At 31.9% G+C, this 22,010-nt stretch carries 18 protein-coding genes; 4 read left to right on the forward strand and 14 right to left on the reverse strand.

The features are described 5' to 3' along the window. Window positions 1-6: 6 nt before the first annotated feature. The 9 genes from AB8P06_RS05000 to AB8P06_RS05040 form a co-directional block, all read right to left on the reverse strand. The gene (locus AB8P06_RS05000; protein ID WP_369838725.1) at window positions 7-459 is read right to left on the reverse strand and encodes an NAD(P)H-binding protein; all 453 of its coding nucleotides are present in this window, start codon (window positions 457-459) and stop codon (window positions 7-9) included. A gap of 79 nt (window positions 460-538) precedes the next feature. Then, window positions 539-1,699 (reverse strand): iron-containing alcohol dehydrogenase, encoded by a 1,161-nt coding sequence (locus tag AB8P06_RS05005; protein ID WP_369838728.1) that lies wholly within the window; start codon window positions 1,697-1,699, stop codon window positions 539-541. Window positions 1,700-1,811: 112 nt separating this feature from the next. Further along, on the reverse strand, window positions 1,812-2,117 hold the full coding sequence (locus AB8P06_RS05010) for a putative quinol monooxygenase (RefSeq protein WP_369838731.1): 306 nt from the start codon (window positions 2,115-2,117) through the stop codon (window positions 1,812-1,814). Between the two features lie 87 nt (window positions 2,118-2,204). Beyond that, window positions 2,205-2,768: a Crp/Fnr family transcriptional regulator gene (locus tag AB8P06_RS05015; RefSeq protein ID WP_369838734.1), complete on the reverse strand. Its 564-nt coding sequence runs from the start codon at window positions 2,766-2,768 to the stop codon at window positions 2,205-2,207. A 62-nt stretch (window positions 2,769-2,830) separates the two neighbouring features. Then, window positions 2,831-3,394 (reverse strand): SRPBCC family protein, encoded by a 564-nt coding sequence (locus AB8P06_RS05020; RefSeq protein ID WP_369838737.1) that lies wholly within the window; start codon window positions 3,392-3,394, stop codon window positions 2,831-2,833. A 96-nt stretch (window positions 3,395-3,490) separates the two neighbouring features. Continuing rightward, the gene (locus AB8P06_RS05025) at window positions 3,491-4,375 is read right to left on the reverse strand and encodes a T9SS type A sorting domain-containing protein (protein WP_369838740.1); all 885 of its coding nucleotides are present in this window, start codon (window positions 4,373-4,375) and stop codon (window positions 3,491-3,493) included. 822 nt (window positions 4,376-5,197) lie between these two features. Continuing rightward, entirely contained in the window at window positions 5,198-6,343 is a 1,146-nt protein-coding gene (locus AB8P06_RS05030) for a T9SS type A sorting domain-containing protein (protein WP_369838743.1), read from the reverse strand. Between the two features lie 643 nt (window positions 6,344-6,986). Next, window positions 6,987-7,802, reverse strand: coding sequence for a helix-turn-helix domain-containing protein (locus AB8P06_RS05035; RefSeq protein WP_369838746.1), 816 nt, complete (start codon window positions 7,800-7,802; stop codon window positions 6,987-6,989). Window positions 7,803-8,017: 215 nt separating this feature from the next. Continuing rightward, complete coding sequence (locus AB8P06_RS05040; RefSeq protein WP_369838749.1) at window positions 8,018-9,040, reverse strand: glycosyl hydrolase family 18 protein; 1,023 nt, start codon at window positions 9,038-9,040, stop codon at window positions 8,018-8,020. Between the two features lie 325 nt (window positions 9,041-9,365). On the opposite strand from AB8P06_RS05040, the gene AB8P06_RS05045 reads away from it, so the two are divergent. Next, window positions 9,366-10,283, forward strand: coding sequence for a carbohydrate kinase family protein (locus AB8P06_RS05045; RefSeq protein WP_369838752.1), 918 nt, complete (start codon window positions 9,366-9,368; stop codon window positions 10,281-10,283). 139 nt (window positions 10,284-10,422) lie between these two features. On the opposite strand, the gene AB8P06_RS05050 is transcribed toward AB8P06_RS05045, so the two are convergent. The 4 genes from AB8P06_RS05050 to AB8P06_RS05065 all read right to left on the reverse strand — a co-directional run bounded on the left by AB8P06_RS05050 (window position 10,423) and on the right by AB8P06_RS05065 (window position 13,727). After that, window positions 10,423-10,950, reverse strand: a complete 528-nt coding sequence (locus AB8P06_RS05050; RefSeq protein ID WP_369838754.1) for an SRPBCC family protein — start codon at window positions 10,948-10,950, stop codon at window positions 10,423-10,425. A gap of 26 nt (window positions 10,951-10,976) precedes the next feature. Beyond that, window positions 10,977-11,846 (reverse strand): SDR family oxidoreductase, encoded by an 870-nt coding sequence (locus AB8P06_RS05055; RefSeq protein ID WP_369838757.1) that lies wholly within the window; start codon window positions 11,844-11,846, stop codon window positions 10,977-10,979. Between the two features lie 166 nt (window positions 11,847-12,012). After that, complete coding sequence (locus tag AB8P06_RS05060) at window positions 12,013-12,822, reverse strand: AraC family transcriptional regulator (RefSeq protein WP_369838760.1); 810 nt, start codon at window positions 12,820-12,822, stop codon at window positions 12,013-12,015. Window positions 12,823-13,091: 269 nt separating this feature from the next. Then, window positions 13,092-13,727, reverse strand: coding sequence for a DUF2652 domain-containing protein (locus tag AB8P06_RS05065; RefSeq protein ID WP_369838763.1), 636 nt, complete (start codon window positions 13,725-13,727; stop codon window positions 13,092-13,094). Window positions 13,728-13,915: 188 nt separating this feature from the next. Between AB8P06_RS05065 and AB8P06_RS05070 the strand changes: the two genes are divergently transcribed. The 3 genes from AB8P06_RS05070 to avs2 all read left to right on the forward strand — a co-directional run bounded on the left by AB8P06_RS05070 (window position 13,916) and on the right by avs2 (window position 20,233). Continuing rightward, entirely contained in the window at window positions 13,916-14,713 is a 798-nt protein-coding gene (locus tag AB8P06_RS05070) for a DUF2971 domain-containing protein (RefSeq protein ID WP_369838766.1), read from the forward strand. A gap of 186 nt (window positions 14,714-14,899) precedes the next feature. Further along, window positions 14,900-15,820: a hypothetical protein gene (locus tag AB8P06_RS05075; protein ID WP_369838769.1), complete on the forward strand. Its 921-nt coding sequence runs from the start codon at window positions 14,900-14,902 to the stop codon at window positions 15,818-15,820. A 165-nt stretch (window positions 15,821-15,985) separates the two neighbouring features. Continuing rightward, window positions 15,986-20,233: an AVAST type 2 anti-phage system protein Avs2 gene (gene avs2 / locus AB8P06_RS05080; protein ID WP_369838771.1), complete on the forward strand. Its 4,248-nt coding sequence runs from the start codon at window positions 15,986-15,988 to the stop codon at window positions 20,231-20,233. 44 nt (window positions 20,234-20,277) lie between these two features. Here avs2 and AB8P06_RS05085 read toward each other — a convergent pair whose 3' ends face one another. Then, window positions 20,278-20,505, reverse strand: a complete 228-nt coding sequence (locus AB8P06_RS05085; RefSeq protein ID WP_369840034.1) for a topoisomerase C-terminal repeat-containing protein — start codon at window positions 20,503-20,505, stop codon at window positions 20,278-20,280. Between the last annotated feature and the right edge of the window lie 1,505 nt (window positions 20,506-22,010).

Genomic DNA, 22,010 nt, shown 5'->3' on the forward strand with positions numbered 1-22,010 from the left:
CGACCACTACAGTTCTGATGTTTCTTTCAGCCCAGCATGCTTCATGATCTGGTTAATAACTACACCCTGCTCTCTTGCTTCCAACGGAGAAAACTCGCTGATCTCATCAAATACTTTAGGATTTTCAAAATCTCCCAAAACATCATCAGCAACTACACTAGATCCTGAGGTATGTATAAACGGCTTCCCACTTCCTTCCAATGCATCTAAAATGGTTTCCACACTTTTCAAATGCTCAGAATCAGCAGCATGAATGACAGCATCCGATTTTTCAGCATATTCAGTGAGCAGACCACTATCTTCAAGAGACCCTACTACCGGAATAATCCCAAGACCTCTTACCTCTCCTGATTTTGAAGCATCACGGATTAAGCCATACACAATATGTCCCTGATCAACCAGTACTTTACCTATTGAACTCCCTATATATCCGTTAGCACCTGTTAAAAAAATTTTCATTATTGTTTATTTTATTGGTTTAAGACCAGAACACATTATTGCTCCTGATCGATTTTTTATTTTATAGTCTGAAGAAAGTCTAGTAACTCAATTCAATAATTTCTTTTACTTTATCTGGTGTTACATTCTGTAATTCACCTAGTGCAGTCCATCCTCGTTGTTCAAAACGATTCACAATAAGACTGGCTGTATTTTTATAATCATCAGTATAATACGATAATCCGGTCTCCATTCCCATTGTATGAAGAAACTCTATCGTTTTGTTTATAGCTAGCTTTGCAACGATCTCTTCATCCAAATTGTCGATTCCCCAAACTCTTCTTCCATACTGAGCTAATTTTTGTTTTTTACTTTCAAACATTACCTTATATAGACTTGGAGCTATAACGGCTAAGGTTCTTGCATGATCTATCCCATACAATGCTGTTAGTTCATGCCCTATTAGATGCGTTACCCAATCTGCAGGAACCCCCTTTTGAATTAATCCGTTTAGTGCCATAGTGCAACTCCACATGAAGTTTGAAGCAAGAGTATAATCAGTTGGTCTTTTAACCACCTCTGGCCCAACTTCGATGAGTGTCTGCAATATTCCCTCTGCAATTCTATCCTGTAAAAAGGCATTTGAAGGATAGGTAAGATACTGTTCCATCACATGGGTAAAAGCATCGACCACACCGTTCTGAAGTTGTCGCTCCGGTAACGAAGCAATCACCTGGGGATCACAAATCGAAAACTGTGGAAAAACAGCAGGATCATCAAAAAATAATTTTTCATCAGTAGCCTCAATAGTAATGACTGAACCTGAATTCATTTCACTTCCCGTTGCTGGAAGGGTAAGTACCGTACCCAGAGGAATTACCTTGTTTTTTATTTTATCCTGTCCTTTGAGAATATCTAACGAATCTCCGTCATACGTAGCTGCCGCTGAGATAAATTTTGCACCATCTATTACAGACCCTCCACCTACAGCTAAAATAAAATCAATATTTTTGTCCCTAATAATCTTTACTGCCTTAAGCAAGGTTTCATAATGCGGATTTGGCTCTATACCCCCAAACTCTGTAATCTCATAATTACTCAAAGAATCAACAACCTGCTGGTAAATACCATTATTAAATATACTGCCACCGCCATATACAAGAATGATTTTTGCATTTATAGGAATCAGATCTGGAAGTTTTGCCATTTGTCCCCTCCCAAAAACAAGATGGGTTGGATTATAATATTCAAAGTTTAGCATATTTGATTTTTATATTTGTTCTGTTTATTTATTTGCTCACTATATTATCGTTCAACAAACAAGAGGAAATACATAGTTTAGCTTTTGTTTCAAATAAGCATTACAGAAAAGATCACAGTATTGGAGTAAATAAGGAAACTTTTCTTGATCCCAGAAGCGGAATAATTTGTAAAAGAACTATTTGTTTAAAGTAATCACTTTGACGATGCTGCTCCAGAGCATCGTCATCTTTATAAATTTCATAAAGTATAATTCTTTCAGGGTCTTCAGCAGATTGATACGCTGTATATTGAAGACAACCAGGTTCCTGAACTGTAAATTCAGCAACTTGCTTTAAAAAGTTTAATACTTCAGAAAGTTTATTTGCTTTTATTTGGTATTCGGCAATAAGAATAATATTCCCTCTTTTATGTATCATATCTCTGTTTATTGATACACAAAATTGGGATTATTTAAAGAGGAGGAAAAGGAGAAAACTCACAAAATACATGTGAATTCAATCACACTAAGGGTGACTTAAGCGACTTAAGGTCTCCCTTGATACACCTAAGTATGCCGCAAGTAAAGTTTTAGGAAGCCTCTGTAAAAGTTGAGGAGTGAGCTGATACAATCTATTATATCGCTCCTGTGGATTTTTCTCCAGTAACATCAAAATACGTTGTTGAAGAGCAACATAGCCAATATTAGATTTTTTCCTAAAAAAGTTGGCAATAGTGTGCATTTCACTACATAGTTTTTCTTTATTCTCTCGTGAAATTACAAGAAGCTCTGAATCTTCTATACAATCTATAGCAATAGTAGCAAGTGTTTTATTATTGTAAGCCTGATAGTCGGATATCCACCAATCTTCCATTGCAAACTGTAGGATATGCATTTTTCCATCTTCATTGATGTGATATGCCTTAAGTAATCCCTTAATTACCCAATAATCATTGGCAACTTCATGATCTTCCTGCACAAGATATTGATGTTTACGAAGTTTCTTAGTTGTGAACATAGAAGAAATATAGTCAAATTCTTCATCAGTTAACGGAGTGATTTGCTCTATATGCTGTCTAAATTTATTCATGATATATTATTTATTAGTCAGATTCCATTACAAAATACAAGTTATTGCATGAGAATATTTGTCTACTTCGTCGATGATTTTTTATAGCCCTCTGCCCGTGTTTTTTCAGCTTCGGTTTTTAAATTTTTCAACCATATGCGTGTAGATCTCTCCGAGTCTTTCTGAAATTTACTGCACCTTAGGAAAACCAACCATCCCTCCGTACTTTCTTCCACTTTTATAGTAGTATAATCTCCATATGAAGTAAACGACCAACTATTAATAGCAAATACTCCACAGGCTTTACTACACCATCCAATCTTCTTTCCTGGAATTATATTGCTAATGATTGAATGCATACTTACCCCTTCATTTTTCCAGTCAAAACTATTCCCTTCTTCGAATGAACCATTTAGTTTTGGGTCGATAACATCATTGTTCAATTCTTCCCAATGATTAATATCACTGATCATCTGATACACTTTTTGTGAAGGAGCATGTATTGTTATTTCCTGACAGATCTTTACTGGCGCATCATTATTGATCGATTTCAGCCCCGTATCAGTTGTAAAAACTACTTCCAACAAAATAACGGCAACTGCAATCAAACCAAACATCATCAGTACACAATACAAAATTAATTTCATTTTTATCAATTTTTGTTTTTTTAGCTAAAAAATTTGCTAATCCTTGCAATAAAAGGGCGGGATGTACCCGCCCTACTAATCAAAGTCCAAAGGAAACTATTTCTTAACAAACTTTACAGTTTGGTTTTTAATTCCATCATTCAATTTGAGGATGTATGGACCAGGTACTAAAAAGGCAATGGCAACCACTCCATCAACTACCTCTTTATTAGATTGTACCAGTTTCCCTGTAATGTCATATATAGAAATGCTTCCTTTATAATTTGCAATATGGATATAGTCATCAACAGGATTAGGATACACTACGATGGAATTTTTCAACTCATTCTCATGAACTCCCAATGAAGTTGTTGTCAAAGAAAGATTATCAACTGTAAAATAGGAAGTCGTTCCATCTCCTGCTTGATAAATATATTCTACATTAGGATCTCGTCTAACAAGTGAGGGATCTAATGTAATAGTTACGTTATTAGGAATATCATTACTTAGATAAGTCACAGGTACAGTAAATTCCGTATAGCTATTAGTTCCTGATAAATTAATGGTTCCGCTTCCTATTGTAATCGTTTGATTATTTACGTTTTTAGTAAGTAAAATCGTAACTACTGCAATATCGTTTACTATAGCTCCATTCTGACTATGTATTATATTATGCTCATATTTATAATATCCTTTTAAAGCGGTAGGTCGGTAATTGATATTGGCAGTTTGAATGGCCGCATCTTTATCATTCGTATACCATACTCCCAATTTCAGTGCATAATTGCCCGAATGAGCGTCAGCAGTTGGTGGAAAATTAAACATCTGTGAAGGATGAATCGCAGTTGAATTAGACCGAATCCAACCCGTGGGACGATTATCAAAACCACCTGCATTTACATCAATAAGATTATCCCATTGTTCAAAGTTTAAATTCTGAAGTTGAGCCAAAATCAAATTCGGAACTAAAACAACAGTAAGGAAGTAGATTATTTTTCTCATATATTACCTATTTATAATGCTAATTTAGAGGCTTTCTTTTACATAATATTTCAAATTACCCGGACAGATTTACAAATTCGCAGAATTATTTAATTATATTACATTTTCAAATTGGAAATAGATGTCTTTTTGCTAATACTTTAAAAACAAAAGACGGGATAAAACCCGTCTCATGACTAATAAAAAAAATTATAAGAATTTCTTCTTTATAGCTTTCCAATTTATACTCTAAGTATTTAATCAAAAAATACGGCCTTCTATTAGATCCGTTAAGATTTGTTTATAAGAATATAATTTGCCCGTATTACTATAAAGGGAAATTTTTATTTTTTGCTTGGATATAAATACAGGATGAAACCTACAATTAATATATCTTAATAATCTATTTACTTTTCTCTATTTATATACCAATTAAAAAAACTATCGACAGTAAGTATGAAATCCTACATCTGTGGTTGTTATGTGCCGATTTTGACATCGGCTTTACAAGTAGTGGATTAGTTGAAATTGACAGGAGACGATAAACCACTTGTTATATAATAACTCTGACATAAACTTACTCTATACATACTGTCTGATAGGTCCTCTCATATGAATATCTTAATTACCTAGCTAAATTAATGGTCATTTTTTTATTACAATTTCAAATTCCCGGAACAGATTTATTTATTTACCGAATTATTAGCTTATTTTTTCTAAATCAATACCTCTAAATCATTTGATAATAAAAACAAAGAGTCTCATATGCTGAGAACTCTTTGCCACATTTTCATCTTCATGGTTTCAAGAATCAATATCTTAGAGAATTATAATAAAGAATAATTATTTTTTTATGGTTTTAATAGTCCTTGTACTTCCATCATTCATTTTTAGTGTAATATAATAAATACCATGTTGTAAGTCACCTAAATATAGCGGAGATATAAGCTGTTTAATTTGCTTAACTAGCCTCCCAGAGACATCAGTAATAGAAATAGATTTCACGCGATCAATATGAGAGATGGTTAGTTGATCAATAAATGGATTAGGGAATGCGTCAATTTTTTCTTGATGAACGGAAACTTCATTTGTAGATAATACGCTATTATCAAAAGCTGAAATCTGAAACTCACCATTATCAGTTAGGACACTACTGTATTTCCATACACTTACATATAATGTGGTACCTGGGGTCTGACCTGTTAAAGAAACTAATGAAAAAGAATCTATCAGATTTCCATCGTCATTACATGCAATTTGTGTTAAAGATCCGCAAGTACCACTATACACTGTAATAACAGAGTCATCAAATAAAGAATTGACAGCTTCTCGTGTTTCTATTTTCAAATTTCCACTTGCAGGAACAATGACCTTAAACCAAACATTATCAACAGCTGCAGCTCTGCAAGAAGGAGCTGAACCATCGGTCGTAGCGCCAACATTAGTTGCTGTAATGGCACTGGTAGTAAAATCCGTTCCTACTGTTAATGATACTGCTTGTGTACAATTATCATTGGCTACGGGAAAAGGGTCATAAGCGGAAACTCTAAACTGGCCACTATCAATACTTGAATCATATTTCCATACACTAATGTACAAAGTAGCTCCTGGGGTCTGACCTGTTAAAGAAACTAATGAAAAAGCACCCTGCCCATCATCATCATCGCAACCAATTTGTGTTAAAGAACCGCAAGCACCACTATAAACGGTAAGTACGGAATCATCAAATAAAGAACCTGTCTGTTGTCGGGTCTCAACTGTCAATTTTCCACTTGGAGGAACAACTACTGAAAACCAAACATTTTCTGATGCATCAGTCTGGCAAGAAGGTACAGAGCCATCAGTAGTAGCAGCAACATTAGTAGAAGTAATTGCTCCAGTAGCAAAATTAGTTCCTAATGTAAGTGCTACAGCTCCAGAACAATTGTTATTCTGCGCATTAACAACATTGACGGCAAGTAAAAAGAAATAAAATAGAATTTTTTTCATGGGTAAAATAAGTTTAATTAAATTTTTACATACAAAAGCTTACGTGAAGATTAGAAATTATTTCTTAGCTCCTTATTACTATTGAAAAATGAAACTTTAAAATAGCAATCCAACAGTATGATATTCAAGACAATGGATTTATAACGAAACTACAATTACTTTTTCTAGTATAGTTTTAAATTTGACGAGCAGATTTACATATTTGACGAATTCTCTGAAAAGAACATTAAACTAAAAAGACGGGATGATCCCGTCTCGTGTTTAACTTAATCTAAAAATCTACTGCTTACAATCTTACAACTATGTCATCTTCTCCAGTTAATTGCATAAAAAGGCAAAATGTGATCGGTAATTTCTCTTTACACATGTTAACACTTGAAAACATACTTTTCTACTTCATGTTAAAGATTTTTATTTTGGTTTCTGAAATGAGTATATTAGTCAGCAGCATTGAATAAACTGCTTTAGTACACGACTACTTCTACTCAATTTCAATCCCTATAGTAAGGGAGAGATCATCAATGGCAAATTATTTTTTCATAGCCCCGCTCTTGTTTAGTTTAGTACAACAAAATTACTTTCAATTTCCCCATAACAGTTTCAAATTCACCGAACAGATTTATTAATTTACCGAATTATATAGTCATATTATATTTTTAATATCCAAATTCAATTGTTTTGGTGTTTTTCCTGTGTTCTTTTTAATAAAAGAACTAAAATTAGATGGACTGTTAAAATTCAATTCATATGCTATTTCTATAATGGAATGGGTCCCCAACAACATTAACCTTTTTGTTTCTTTAACCACTTCTTCATTAATTAAATTCAATGGGGTCTTTCCAAAATTTAACTTACAATGCTGGTTTAAGGTATCAGCGCTTACATACAACATAGTAGCGTAATCCACTACATTTTTTTTATCTTTTATATGCAAGCTTAACAGTTCTAAAAAGCGTGTTGCCAAACTGCTATTTTTTGTTTGCATTACGCAATGTTTTTCAATCAGATGTATTAAGATAATCTGGAGATAACTGTAAGATTTGAAGATCGCTAAACTAGAAGGTTCATCTTGCTTCATAATTTTACTGATATGTTCTGTCAAAGAATACAAATGAAAAAAATCCATTTCTGAAACCACAATTTTAGGTTGCTTAAACAAAAGATGATGGAACTCCACAGGAAATAGATGAGCAAATATATCTTTCCCAAACTGAATGATCCGTCCTTCTGCAGTCTCCCTATTCAATAAATGAACTTGCCCGGGATGTATAACAAATATGGAACGATCTTCCAGATTAAAATTTTGATCATCTATTAATTGAGAGCCCCCTCCTTTTTGTATGAAAAGGATCTCGAAATAGTCATGTTTATGTATTTTAGTAAAATCATAAGGATTATTATAATCCAATGATTCCACAAATAATACTCTACTGGGGTGGTCTAGGGATACAATCTTCATAATGTGTAATCATTAGTAATAAGCAATATTAATATCCTGAGTACTACAAAAATTGTAAGAAAACGAAACTTGATGGTGAGATTGCCCAAGTCTATGTAATGAAATACAATTTAATTAATCACTATCAACTCAATGATTTGTAGTTTTTTTAACAGGATTAAACGCAAGAGTTTTAAACTCATCAGTTCAACAGTCTATTTTATTAATTTAACTTTTTAGTTTCCACAAAGACCTGTCGTTGTATATCCTAGACTAGAATATTTTTTATGAATAACATCTAATAATGAATACGTGCTAAAAGAATCTTGTGAAATCTCCCAAATCATAATTCCACCAGTATTTTGAGATGCATATTCAACTTTTTTAGAAATGGTAGGTCTTCCATTATAATAAAGCTGTCCTACTTGATCAAGATCAGCATGTTGAACTCCAGACTCAACAATCTGTCCAAACGTAGAACTTGAAACAGGTGAGTCAACAAAATTATATCCGTAAAAAGGCACTCCCAACGTTAATTTGCTTGTTGGAATATGCTGTTGTTGATGCCAAAAATCTACTCCATTTTGAGCATTTAAAATTGAACTGTGTTGTCCTGGCTGATTAGGTGTCCATGGCCCGGTACTGTCATAAGACATAATGTTTATAAAATCGAATGCATTAAGTGCGGGATCACTAATGTTTTGAAAACGAAAATTATTAGGTAAAGCAGCGGTCAATAGTTTATCATTTTTTGCAAGAGCCGTTTTTAGCTCTAAAATAAAACCGCTATAACCAGATGTCACAGCATCCCACTCCAGATCAACATCTACTCCATCTAAATGATAACGGTTTACAAAAGCGACGATGTTGCGAATTAATATAGGTCTGTTTGAAGAATTATCAATGTATAAAGACCAGTTTGTAGCCTGTTCTTGAGTAATAGCACCTCCCGCAAGAGATATACTTATCTTAATATTCGGATTTACAGATTTTACATATTGAATGACAGCATCTATACTTCCCTGGAAATGAATACTGCCATCAGCATTTGGATTCGCAAACGCAAGGTTTAAGTGAGTGAGTTTACAAAATTGTATAGATCCGATTTTACTAAAATTGTCTGAAGACAAGTAACCAATAACTTTTGCCGATTTAGTTTGTGTAGGTTCTGTCCCGGAACCATAATCTGTTGTACAACTCAATGGAAAGAAAAGAAGACTTGTGTAAAACACGCTTAATAATGTTTTGCTTTTTATCATAATCTTTATTTTAAAACGGTACTTTAATCGCGAGTAAAATTGCGATATGATTCTTTCGAAATAGTGTTCGAACAAAAAAATAATAATTTCAAAAAAAAAGAAAGGGTTAAAATCACAAAATAACTGTGATTTGAATCACAAAACAATGGACAGTCATGAATAAAGTAGATAAGTTTATGAATTATACTTAACTTTCACAGACTATTAAAATATAAATGTTTCATCTTCTTTCTCTTCCAATATTATCTGCACATATAATTTAATTTTTTTTAAAATCGTTTAGCAGCGTTTATGCTAATATTATAATAAAAAGCCCTAAATAATAATGTTTAAAAATACCAATCTTAAAGTAGTAAGCTTCGGAGAAATTTTGTTCGATGTTTTTAGAGAAGAAAAAATAGTAGGCGGTGCCCCCCTTAACCTGGCATTAAGGACCCGGTCATTTGGATTTCCGGTAACCATGATCAGTGCCGTAGGAAATGATGAAAATGGAAATGATCTAAAAGAGTATATCTTAAAAAATGGAGTTGAATGCAATACCATCATTACCCATCAAGAGCATGAAACAGGGATTGTTCAGGTTTATCTTAATGAAAGAGGTTCTGCTACTTACGAAATTAAGTTTCCTTCAGCGTGGGATTATATTGGAATAAATGCAGATGTAAAAAAAGCAGTATGGCAAACCGATATTTTCTTTTTTGGAAGCTTGGTCTGCAGAAACGATATATCCAAAAATACTCTTTTTGAACTTCTTCAGAGTAATCCGACAATGTATAAAGTCTTTGATGTTAATCTTAGAGCTCCACATTATACTATTGAAACAGTGACACAGTTAATGAATAAGGCTGACTTTATTAAATTCAATGATGATGAAATTATTGAAATAGCATCCAAACTTGGCTTTTGGTCAAATTCATTGGAAGAAAACATCAAATTTATTGCCAATAGGACTCAGACAAAATCCATCTGTGTAACCCGAGGAAAACATGGTTCTATACTGCTATGGGAAAATATGTTATACTACCACAATGGCTTTGTAGTTACAGTAGTTGATACGGTGGGGGCAGGAGATTCTTTCTTAGCCGCCCTTATTACAAAACTTGTAAGTGACAAAAATCCTCAAAATGCCCTAGATTTCGCCAGTGCAGTAGGAGCTCTTGTTGCCAGCCGCGCAGGAGGTAATCCGAAAATTAAAAATCTTGAGATCGAGGATTTTCTCTCAAAAGCAACCTCTGATCACTGATCATATTGAAGTAAGTTGTTCCTTTATTAAAATAAACAATTCATTATCAATTAATTTTACAATTTGAATCCGGAAGAGTTGTACGCTCTCCGGATTCTTATTGATCAAATTATTTAAAAACAAATAACTACTTTAAAATCTACTTTTTCTCTGCTTTAACCTTAAGATTCTTTAGCCAGATTTGCAGTGAATTTTCTAAGCCTTTCTGAAATGTTTTGCTCATTAGGGATACTAGCCATCCTTCCATACTTTCTTCAACTTTTACCGTTGTTTTTCCATCGTGCTCTGTAAATGACCAATTGTGAATGGCAAATGCTCCGAAAGCTTTACCTGACCAACCGATTTTATGCCCTGGCTGTACGGTATGCAAAGTAGAATGAATGGTTAATCCACCACTTTTCCAATCAAAAGAGCTTCCTTTTTTGAATTGTCCATTTAATTTAGGATCTTCAACATCACTGTGCCAATCCGTCCAATGATCTATATCACTCATAATCTGATAAACTTTTTGTGCAGGAGCATTTATTGTAATTTCCTGATAGGTTTTTACAGGAGCTTCTTTATTGATAGATTCTGACACCGAGTATGAAGTGAATACTTCAAGACAAGTAATGGTTATTGCAAGTAGCCCCACTATTAAAAGCAAACCATAAACTAACTTTTTCATTGTATATTATTTTTAAGATTATTAAATTATTTGAAAAACTTTAAATGATCATAAACAAACTGTTCGAAGTCGATTGCCGGTTTTCCCGTTACATCATGGACAGTATTAAAAATTTCAGAGGCCTCACCTCTTGCATAATGAGCATAATCTTCAATAAGACCACCTATTTGCCATTCCGGAAATCCAGCCACAGTTAATGCTCCCTGCATTTGTTCGGAATTTAAATCTACATAGGTAATTTCAGTGTCTAAAACGCGAGAAAGCGTTTCTGCCATTTGAAAATGTGTGATAGATTCCTTTCCCGTTATATTGTAGATTTTGTTTTCATGCCCATTCTCTGTTAATATTCTCGCCGCAACTCCTGCTATATCTCTAATGTCAACAGCACTAACAGTAGCATTTCCCAACGAACCATAAAATTTCCCTTCATATTTAATGGAATGTCCAAAGGCTATAAGACCTTGCATAAACAAATTGGGGCGTAAAAATGTGTAATTCATTCCCAACTCTTTGATTCTATCTTCAACAATAGCATGGTATCTGAGAAAACGAACTGGAGAAGTTTGGTCTGCAGCCAGCTGAGATAATTTTACAATATGTTTTACACCTGCTTTATGTGCTGCATTAACAAAGTTCAGTTGAAGCTTTTCAGAGTACTCTGATGAGTTGGTAAGCAAAAATGCTTTCTCGATTCCATGCAATGCCTGAACAAGGCTCTCACTATCCGACAGATCACCAACGACTATTTCTACCTGTGGCAAATTAGTCATCAGGTCTCCCTGATCATTGTTGCGAACAAGTGCTCTAAAAGAGACATTCATGTTAACCAATTTCTTAACGAGTTGCGTACCTACACTTCCCGTTGCTCCTGTAATTAGAAGATTTGTCTGTTTCATAAAAACTGTTTTTTAATACCTCAAAATTCGGTCTATTACAGTCTCTAAAATTGTAAGAAAACGAAGTCTTCTTTTACCTACTTGTATGATTAAAAAAACATAGATAAACTCAACCAATCATAACATTGATTGGTATATAATACATATAAAAAAAACAAAAATTCAATTAATTCTTAGGATCACATATTGATTCCTGAAATTTCAGGTATTTTGAAGGACTGAGATGAATATAATATTTAAAGTCTTTAATAAGTTGACTTTGATCGTAATAGCCACATTGATTGATGATATCAAACCAATCTATTTTACTACTTTGGCAAGAAATGGTCTGGATAATTTGAATAGCTTTTAAAAAACGTTGATATCGATAAATCTCCTTTGAGGTATAGCCAAAATGTTTTTTGTGATTGGTCTGTAGTGATCTTTCCGATAATTTGTTCTTTTTAGAGATTTCCTTTATTGGGCTAAAGGTAGTCCGATCAAAGGTAGCAATCTGCTCTGCGATTCTGTTACGATCCCGTAAATAGGGTTGACAGAAATCTAACACAGCCTGAACTCGATTTTCATTAGAATCAATCTTTTTTAATTCAGACCAAAGTGTTGTAAAACAATTTTGATCAAGTAATTCATCCGGGTGCGTAGCCAGACCTTCAGTCAAATCTGTATTTCCAAAAAATCTGAAAAAAGCATCATCTTTAAAATTGCAAACCAAAATCTCCGCCCCTTCAGGCAAAATATAGTTAAAAGCATGTTTTATAGGTCCCAACACAATACATTTTTCAACCTTAATTTCTTCTTTGTTTTTAGAAATAAACGATGCAGGAGTACCAAAACTAAAAATCATGATCGTCTGATACGAAGGTAAAAGTGTTTTTTCTACAGTTTCCTTAGATCTATTCTCAGCATAATAAAAATGTGAAAAAATATCTTTAAATTCTGTAGGTGCAGATATTCGGTAACTATTATAATCTTTCATATTTCCAACTTTTAGAATTAAAACCGTTAGCACTTTAAAGTAAAACTAATTCATTTTGTTTTGCTTCTATAGATTCTTAGCCTAAACAAATGTATTTAAAATTTCACAATGCTGATGAACAATAAAAAGCCGCTGATGAATTATTGTCATCAACGGCGGACAGTTACGCAATGAGAAATTAATCCCAAGCCATAAAGCCTTCGTAGGCAAAATAAATTAAAGCTATGTAAAAGCTATACTTAATTAGTTTTTTAGTTGCCTTATAGCTTTTAAACAATACCGGATTGTAAGCTGATTGGTCGAATGTTGTTTTTGTTGTTTGTTCCATTTCTTTCCTTTTTTATGGTTGTTATAAAATTGTTCTCTAATTGATAATTGACAAAAAAATATTCCTTTTCTATCGATTCCTTAGAAGCAATAGCATTGGTCATCAATATATAAGTTTTACTTTTTATCGTGTTTTTTAAAAGGGCATGCGCCTTAACAATTGGTTCCCCATAAAGTTTTTTAAAAGTTCCAATAGTATATTCTGAGAAAGTCCCATAATGGGCTACTAATTTTAGTGACAGACCTAAGTCATACCCAATGATAGATTCAATTTCCTTAAGTTTTATCGTAAAGCTTTTTAGCATTGATTCATACAGTTTTAAGATTTTCTGTACTGGGGGCTTCTTAGCAAATTTGTAAAATAATATCGCATCACCTTCGATTTCTGATACGTTCATCCCAATGTTATTGGCTTGCAAAATTGTAGAAAGTAGTTCTCTGGTAATATAACGGCCAGCTTCAATGCATATACTATTGACAAAATCTGTATAACCACTAATATCAGGAATGATGATAATCCCTTCTTCAACTCGGATATTCTTATTTTCTGACAAATATTGTTTGTATAAATATTCCATGATAGCGCATTTTTTAGTTTTTCCTATGACAAATTTAGATACATCCATGAAGCAGAAATTGTAAGAAAACGAAAGTTGATAAACGTAAAAAGTTATTGTTTTGTGTAGAATCTATAAAAAATTGTTACTTCCTGAGATATTACAATTCTTATGTGTTTATTATCTTAGTTTAAAAATATTAACTACTTATGAAACCACAACTCAATTTTGGCACTTTAGACGACATAGAATTTCCAGAAGTACTTTATAAATATCGTGATTGGGAAAACCCATACAACCGTAGATTTATTGAAAATAAAGAAATATACTTATCCTCTCCTGATCAATTTGAAGATAAACTTGATTGCAAAATTCCTATAAGGTATGATCTGATGTCTGAAAAGCAAGCCTATCAATTTTACGAAAGACTTGTAAATGAATCAGAACCAAATCTCAGTAGGAGGCAGAAAAGAGACAAAATAAGGGCTTTGGTTAAAGCCAAAGAATATAAAAGCAAAAAAATAAATGCCGAACATGAAAAAAAATATTTTCAAGAGTACTTTAAAAGAATTGGTATTTTGTGCTTAACTGCTGAGAACAAACTAGAAAGAATGTGGCAAAAATATGCAAATAATCATACCGGTTTTTGCATCGGTTATAATTCAAGAATTTTATTTGAATCACTAGGCGGCGGTGGAAAGGTTGAGTATGTTGAGAGTCTACCTATAATAATGCCAGATCCAATTATGGACAGAGAAACTCAAAGATATAAACAAATTTATCATAAACTCAAAGAATGGGAATTTGAAAAAGAATACAGAACACAAAAATTTTGGTTTGATGGCGTTTCATTAGATAAAAGGCAAATTGAAATTCCGACAAAAGCTTTTCATCATGTTATATTAGGTAAAAACATCACAGATAATAATAAACTGGAAATTGCAAATGCGGTGAAAAACAATATTGGTGATCATGTGCAAGTAATCGAGTATAAGGATATGCTATAGCTGCTAAATAAAACTCTCCCGCTTTACGGAAAACCGTAATTTATCTGATTACTTTGATAGTAACTTTATAGCTACTAATGTTTAGCCATCTTTACAAAACTATTTCAAACAGATCTTTTTATAATTGCTATTTCAAAATAAACTTTCATTATGATAATATACTTTGATTTAAACATCTTTGATAGATTGGAAAAAATTGATTTACTGCAAGGAAATCAAAAGGATGAATATCTTGCATTATTAAATTTTGTTTCTAACAACAACATTGATGTTCCCTACTCCAATGCACATCTAAATGATTTATTACGAGGTTGGAAAAAGAATCCTACATATATTGATGGACATCTAAAAAACATACAGAAACTAACAAAAGATTTGTGCATTTGTCAGTACTGGGGAGAAAGGAATGTATGGTGGCATAAAAGAGATATTTTTGAATTTTTCAATTCGAAAAAAGATGAATTAGATATTTTTGATGAAACCTTAGATGAACTTTTCGATTTTGGTTTAGGTGATAAAAGTCCTATCCATTTAACGAAAAACATTCCTCTACCTTATGAGTGGGTGTCTAAAATCGGTAAAGATAAATTTGCTCAATTGATGTTTCCAACAACAATTCAAGAAAATTCATTGTACAGCTTGTTTGCTGACTTATATAGTTTTCAAATAAAGCTTAAGTCAGACTACAGCTTTTATAAAATTTTTAAGGCTCAATTATCCAAAAACATTTCTTCCTTAAAAGGGAATAAAGATGTCGTTAACTACATGAGGAACAATGATCAAATTCCTAAACATTTGAAAAACGGTTTTTTCTCAATTGCTGAAACCTACAAACCAAAATTTGAAATTAAAGAGAATGACAATGAATCCTACTATAAAGTAATTGAAACATTTTACACGTTTGATTTGCAAGGATATAAAAGTGACGCCAATTTTAATAATATGTTTGATGATGGGCTTCATACATTCTATGCCTCACATTGTGATGTATTTATAACAAATGATGACAGGTGTAAATATAAGGCTGAAAAAACATTTGAAAAATTAAAAATAAAAACTTTAGTAATAAAATCTAATGAAATTGATCAAATTGGTAGCCACACATGAGTACATTTAAAAACTTTCAGCGAGTGTAGAATTGAAAACAAATTTTTTTGTTTTCAACTGTTTTAATTTTACATTTTAGTAATTTAGTTATTAGCCAATCTTTGTAGTTCAATGCTTTCGTAAAATAAACAGCAAAAAACTATCATTAAATTATTTAACATTATTATGGAGCCCGTATCAGTAACAATAATTTCATATATAGCATTGAAGTTTATCGACCAATTTCTAAAAGAAGAAGGATATGGAAGATTTAAAAAATGGTTTTTCCCTGAAACAAAATATAAAAATCAACTTATCAAAGTAATATACAGTACGATTGAAGAATATAATGGTTTATATCCAGATAAAATACCCGGTGATAAATTTCCTTTTTTTCATTCTCAAGTTATGTTTGAAGAGCTCAATAAATACTTACTATTTAAAGAGGAACTACCACAAAAAGATTATTTAATTGAAAAATTTAAAGAAAATCCAAGAATAAAAGTTCCAACAACGGAGGAACTAAATAGCTTCTATACATTGTTTTCTTCCAAAGTAAAAGCGGATAAAAAACTCAAATCTATTTTTATAAATGAGAATTATAAATCCAAAATTTATGAAATAGCTGAAAGTTTAAATATAATTGAAAATAAGATTGACAAAGTTGGATTAAATGTTGCAATAATACAGTCGGCTCTTACTTTTAATCCGGATGACAATTGGTTTAGAAATCATTGTAAACAATCCATTGTTGACTTAGGAAAAAGGTATACACCTGAATTAAATTTTGAACTTGAAATAACAAAAATATTTGAGGGGCTTGGAAGAACTTATGACTTCAAAAATCTAATTACTAAACAATATGATGACTTACTCATTAAAGGCAAAAAAGTATTAAGTAAAAATGAAGAAACGAAAGAACAAATCCAATTGTTGGAAAAACAGCTTGATAATCTATTTAAAATTTGTTCACAAATTGATTATGACAGTAGTTTAGAAATTAACTTCGAAGAAATTGAATCTAATCTACTATCAATTGAAAAATTAATTCGGGAAATAGAAAATTATTATATAAATGAAGAGAGAAAGATACAAGAAGAAAAGAAGGATTACAAGTTCTATCACAAATATGGATATGAGTTAAGACATATTAGGGAATTTGAAAATTCTATAGATAGTTTCAAAAGTTTCATCAATAGTACAATATGTAAATTAGCAAACAATCCTTATTTAGTGTTGGATGGAGAGGCAGGAATTGGCAAATCCCATATGTTTGGAGATATAGTTTCCAAAAGAATTGAAAATAATTATGAAAGTATTTTTCTTCTAGGTCAACATTTTACATCAGACGAAAGTCCATGGGTTCAAATATTTAAGAAATTACAAATTAACAGTTCATCTAAAGATTTCTTAAAAACGCTTGATGACCGAGCTAGAGATCGTCAAAAAAAAATAATAATATTTATTGATGCAATAAATGAAGGTAGAGGAAAATATTTTTGGAGCGATAATATTAAAAGCTTTATTCAGGAAATAAAAGAGCACAAACATTTAGGCCTAGCATTAAGCATTCGCTCTTCGTATAAAAATCTGATCTTTCCCAAGGATGAAATAAAAGCGCTGCATGTTATAGAACATAGATTATATGGATTCCGAAGTAACGAATATGAAGCAAGTAAATTATTTTTTACCAATTACAACATACAACTCCCTAATGTTCCTCTTTTACACCCAGAATTTCAAAATCCATTATTTCTAAAGCTCTTTTGTGAGGGAATATATAAGTCAGGGCAAAATAAAATCCCCGATGGAATTCAAGGTATTACTTCAATAATCGATTTTTTTGTAAAAAATGTAAATGAAGTACTAGCAACACCAAAAAGGTTTGAGTATTCAAATGGACTAAATTTAGTTGATAAATCAATTTCTGCAATTATTCAATATAAAATTGAAAATGATGTAAAATATATAGTTTACGAGAAGGCAATTGAATTAATTGAGGACACGGTATCGAAATATGTATCAAAAAGAGGAACCTTCCTTGATGAACTCATTTCCGAAGGCATATTTTCTAAAAATTTATTTTGGAAACAAAAAGGTGAATACGAGGAGGGTATTTACTTAGCTTACGAAAGATTTGAAGACCATTTACTTTGTAAGTATTTACTTACAAAATATCCTGATTTAGAATTAGAATTTAAAGACGGAGGAAACCTTTTTAAGTATGTTAAAGACGAAAATGATTTGTATTATAATCAAGGTCTGATAGACGCTTTCTCAATACAGATACCCGAAAAAACAGGAAAGGAATTTTATGAACTTGTTCCTCATTTAAAAGATAATTATTCAATCATTGAATCTTTTGTAGAGAGTCTATTATGGAGAAAAGTGAATACTATTGACGAACGATCTAGAGATTATGTAAATAATTTTGTTTTTAATTATGAAGGTACTTCTGACTTATTTTGGGAAACTATTTTATCCGTATCTTCTATACCCGAACACTATTTCAATGCCTACTCACTGCACGAACATTTAATGAGCTTTTCAATGGCAGACAGAGATGCACAGTGGACTGAGATTTTAAAATATAAATATGATGATGATTCGGCAGTAAAAAGGTTAATTGATTGGGCTTGGAACGAAACTGATAGAGATTATATTTCAGATGAATCTATTAAATTAGCTGGCATAACATTAGCTTGGTTTCACACATCAACTAATAGACAATTGAGAGATTGTGCTACAAAAGCATTAGTAAGTTTGTTACAAAACAGATTGCAGGTTTTGTTAGAAATCTTAAAGATGTTTGAAAAAGTAAACGACCCTTCGGTTTATGAAAGGCTTTTTGCGGTTGCATATGGTTGCGCACTAAGAACGAATCAAAAAGAAATTCTTAAGGAATTAAGTGAATATATATTTGAAACAATCTTTAATAAAGATGGAGAAATATACCCCCATGTATTATTAAGGGACTATGCACGAGGAGTTATAGAATATACTCTCCATCATGAACCTAATCCCCATATTAATATTAACAAAATAAGACCTCCTTACCAAAGTGATTTTGAAGAGGAGCTTCCGACAGATGAATCAATAGATGAGGAATTTGATCCTAAAGAAGATGGTTATTGGGGAAAAGAAAAATGGGGTATTACTGCCATTTTGATGTCAATGGGTGTTGAACATGGTAGACGTTCTTACGGTGACTTTGGACGCTATACTTTTCAAAGTGCCTTACGCAGTTGGAACGTTAGTTCAAATGCCTTAAGCAATTTAGCAATCAAATGGATCTTCGAAAAATACGGATACGATCCAAAAAAACATGGAGAATTTGATAGTGAAATTGGATCCGGCAGAGGAAGAGACTCAATTCCAAATGAAAGAATTGGTAAAAAATACCAATGGTTGGCATTATATGAAATGATTGCACGGGTTTCTGATAATTTTAAAAAGTATGAGGAATGGGGATTTGACACTGATAGTGAAGAACCATACCAAGGTCCTTGGAATCCATATATTAGAGATATTGATCCAACAATTCTTATAAAAGAAACAGCGTCTTTTGATGAAGATATCGTGTCAGATTTTTGGTGGTCTAGCAAAAATGAATTCAACTGGAGTTACTCTAATGTGGACTGGGTTAAAACAAATGATGATTTGCCAGCTGGAGAAAATATGATATGTGTTGTTGATAGTGATAATGAAGAATGGTTAGTTCTTGAAGGATATCCCGAATGGGCAGAACCAAAAAAAATTGGAGAAGAAAAATGGAATTATGCTCATAAACGTTTGTGGTTTCAAATAAGAAGTTATATTGTTAAAGAAGAGGAATTTGACAATTTTCAACATTGGTCTGAAAAACAAAACTTTATGGGCAGATGGATGCCTGAAAGCAGAGATAGATATGAGATTTTTAATCGCGAATATTATTGGTCACCAGCCTATGAATATTTCAGAACCGAATATTATGGAGGAGAACAGGAGAGATATGTCAATGATAAAAAAACAGGAGAGTTCATTACATCGGTAATTGTTCCAGTTGAAAATTACAGATGGGAGGAAGAGTTTGATAAATCAAAAGAAAATACAATCAGTTTCTTAAAACCAAGCATTCAATTGTTTAATGGAATGAAGTTACAATATTCAGACAGAGAAGGTGTATTTACAGGTGTGAAAAATGAATTAGTCTGTTTCGACACTAATGTATACCATGATAATTCAAGATCATTTTTTTTAATTAAAAAGAACGCATTTTTAGAATATCTGCGTGAAAATAAACTGAAGATATTATGGACTGTACTTGGTGAAAAACAAATTATTGGAGGAAGAACATTTAGAGAAGACTATGTCGGAATGCTGGAAATTAGTGGATCATATTTTATTTCTAGCGAGAACAGAATAATTGGGGATTTAAAAACCAAACTATGTTAAATAAACTATTCTAAAGAATATGATCTGTACTGATGGCATAAATTTTAGGTATCAGGAAATTCAAATATTGTTTTGCAATCATCTTTCAGTACCATAAATGCACTGAAGTTTTTACCGTTCTTAGCTTTCATATTTTTGATGATTGGAGTTTTTCTGTTTTTAATAAGTGAAGTTATCTGCATAATATTGAGTTTTACACCACAAACATTTCTATACTGAAACCAGTTGCAATTCTCATCAGGACATTTAATGATCTTGTCTCTAATGATCAGGTATTTTCATGGTTAAATTTGAATTATTAGTTTATCAATAGCATTATTATTTTGCGAACACAAACATTAGTATTCAGCGAACTAGTAAAAATAGCAAAAAGAAAAGCAATAACTAAAACGGTTTTCCGTAACTACTAATTCATATAATTTCTTCTTAACTTTTCATTAAGACAATAGTTATAAAGTCTAAGAATACTACATAATTGGCAATACAAATAAAATGTACTATTTGTAGAAATTTAAGGATCTCATCTACTAACTTTGAAATTCTTTGTAAATCACCTAGAAAACATTATAACACACTACACATAAAACACTTATGACTATTAGAGACAAATCTTACCTTAACAATCCAAACCATATTTTATTGTTGATCTATAACTATTTTTAATCCTATAATTAAAAGTAGAATATTATGGACTTCATTACAAAAAGAGACTTAGAATTATTCCGCACTCAACTAATGTCCGATCTTAACTATTTATTTGAAAATAAACTGACAAAAAAAGCAGAACCACAGCTAGATTGGTTAAGAAGTAAGACCATCCGAAAAATGTTGAATATTTCACCTGCAACCTTGCAAAATCTAAGGATTAAGGGTAATGTGAGATATAAAAAAATAATGGGCTCATATTACTATAATAGATTTGATATCCAAAACCTTTTTGAAAATGAATATTGATGCATCAAAAAAAGGTATTTTTTATCTTGAGATTGTTATTACTACAGACCCACGGCTTAATGTATGGCATATTAGTCTACTTATAGCAATAATTCTGTTAGCATATAGACAGAGTGAAAAGAAGGTAATTAGAGTCAGCCGAAACAAATTAATGTCCTTATCACATATAGATACAATCCCGACATATCATAAATATTTTAAACAGCTGCAAGAGTTCAAATATATAAAATATACACCATCTTATCATCCTGGATACAAAAGTACAATTGAAATTTTGGACCCATTATTTTGTAAACAAGGTAAAAACTAAAAACTCAATATGTTTAGAATATTGAGTTTTAAGATTTCTAATTACACATCACATTTAAGGTTAAAAGCACTTAAATTTTAAAAGATCTATAGCAATATAGGAAAACGGAACGGTCTACCAACCCAACCCCTCCACTTGGAAAGAGAGATTAAGACATCATCCTTTAAAATATTAATGGAATTATTTCCTTATTTATAAAAATCAAGTCGATATACCTCTTCGAACGCCAACACGTTTGATAGTTTCTTAAGCTTTTCAAAACGCTGTTTGTTGATTGGAATATTCATATTTTCAAGTTTGTCTTTTTTATCTTTATATTTAATTTTTATATTAAAGTTTATCAAAGCGTCCGAAAGCTCACCAGCCTTAACAAAATAACTTTCTGTTGTATTTATAATGATAACCTCCTCCGCATCAAACGAAAAAGTTCTATACTCTATAAGATACAAATTCAAGCGATCAATTAAATTTCACTTTACAAATCTTTATTACAAGGAAATTTTCAAAGTGTTT

The organism is Chryseobacterium tongliaonense, assembly GCF_041224435.1.
GTDB lineage: Bacteria > Bacteroidota > Bacteroidia > Flavobacteriales > Weeksellaceae > Chryseobacterium > Chryseobacterium tongliaoense.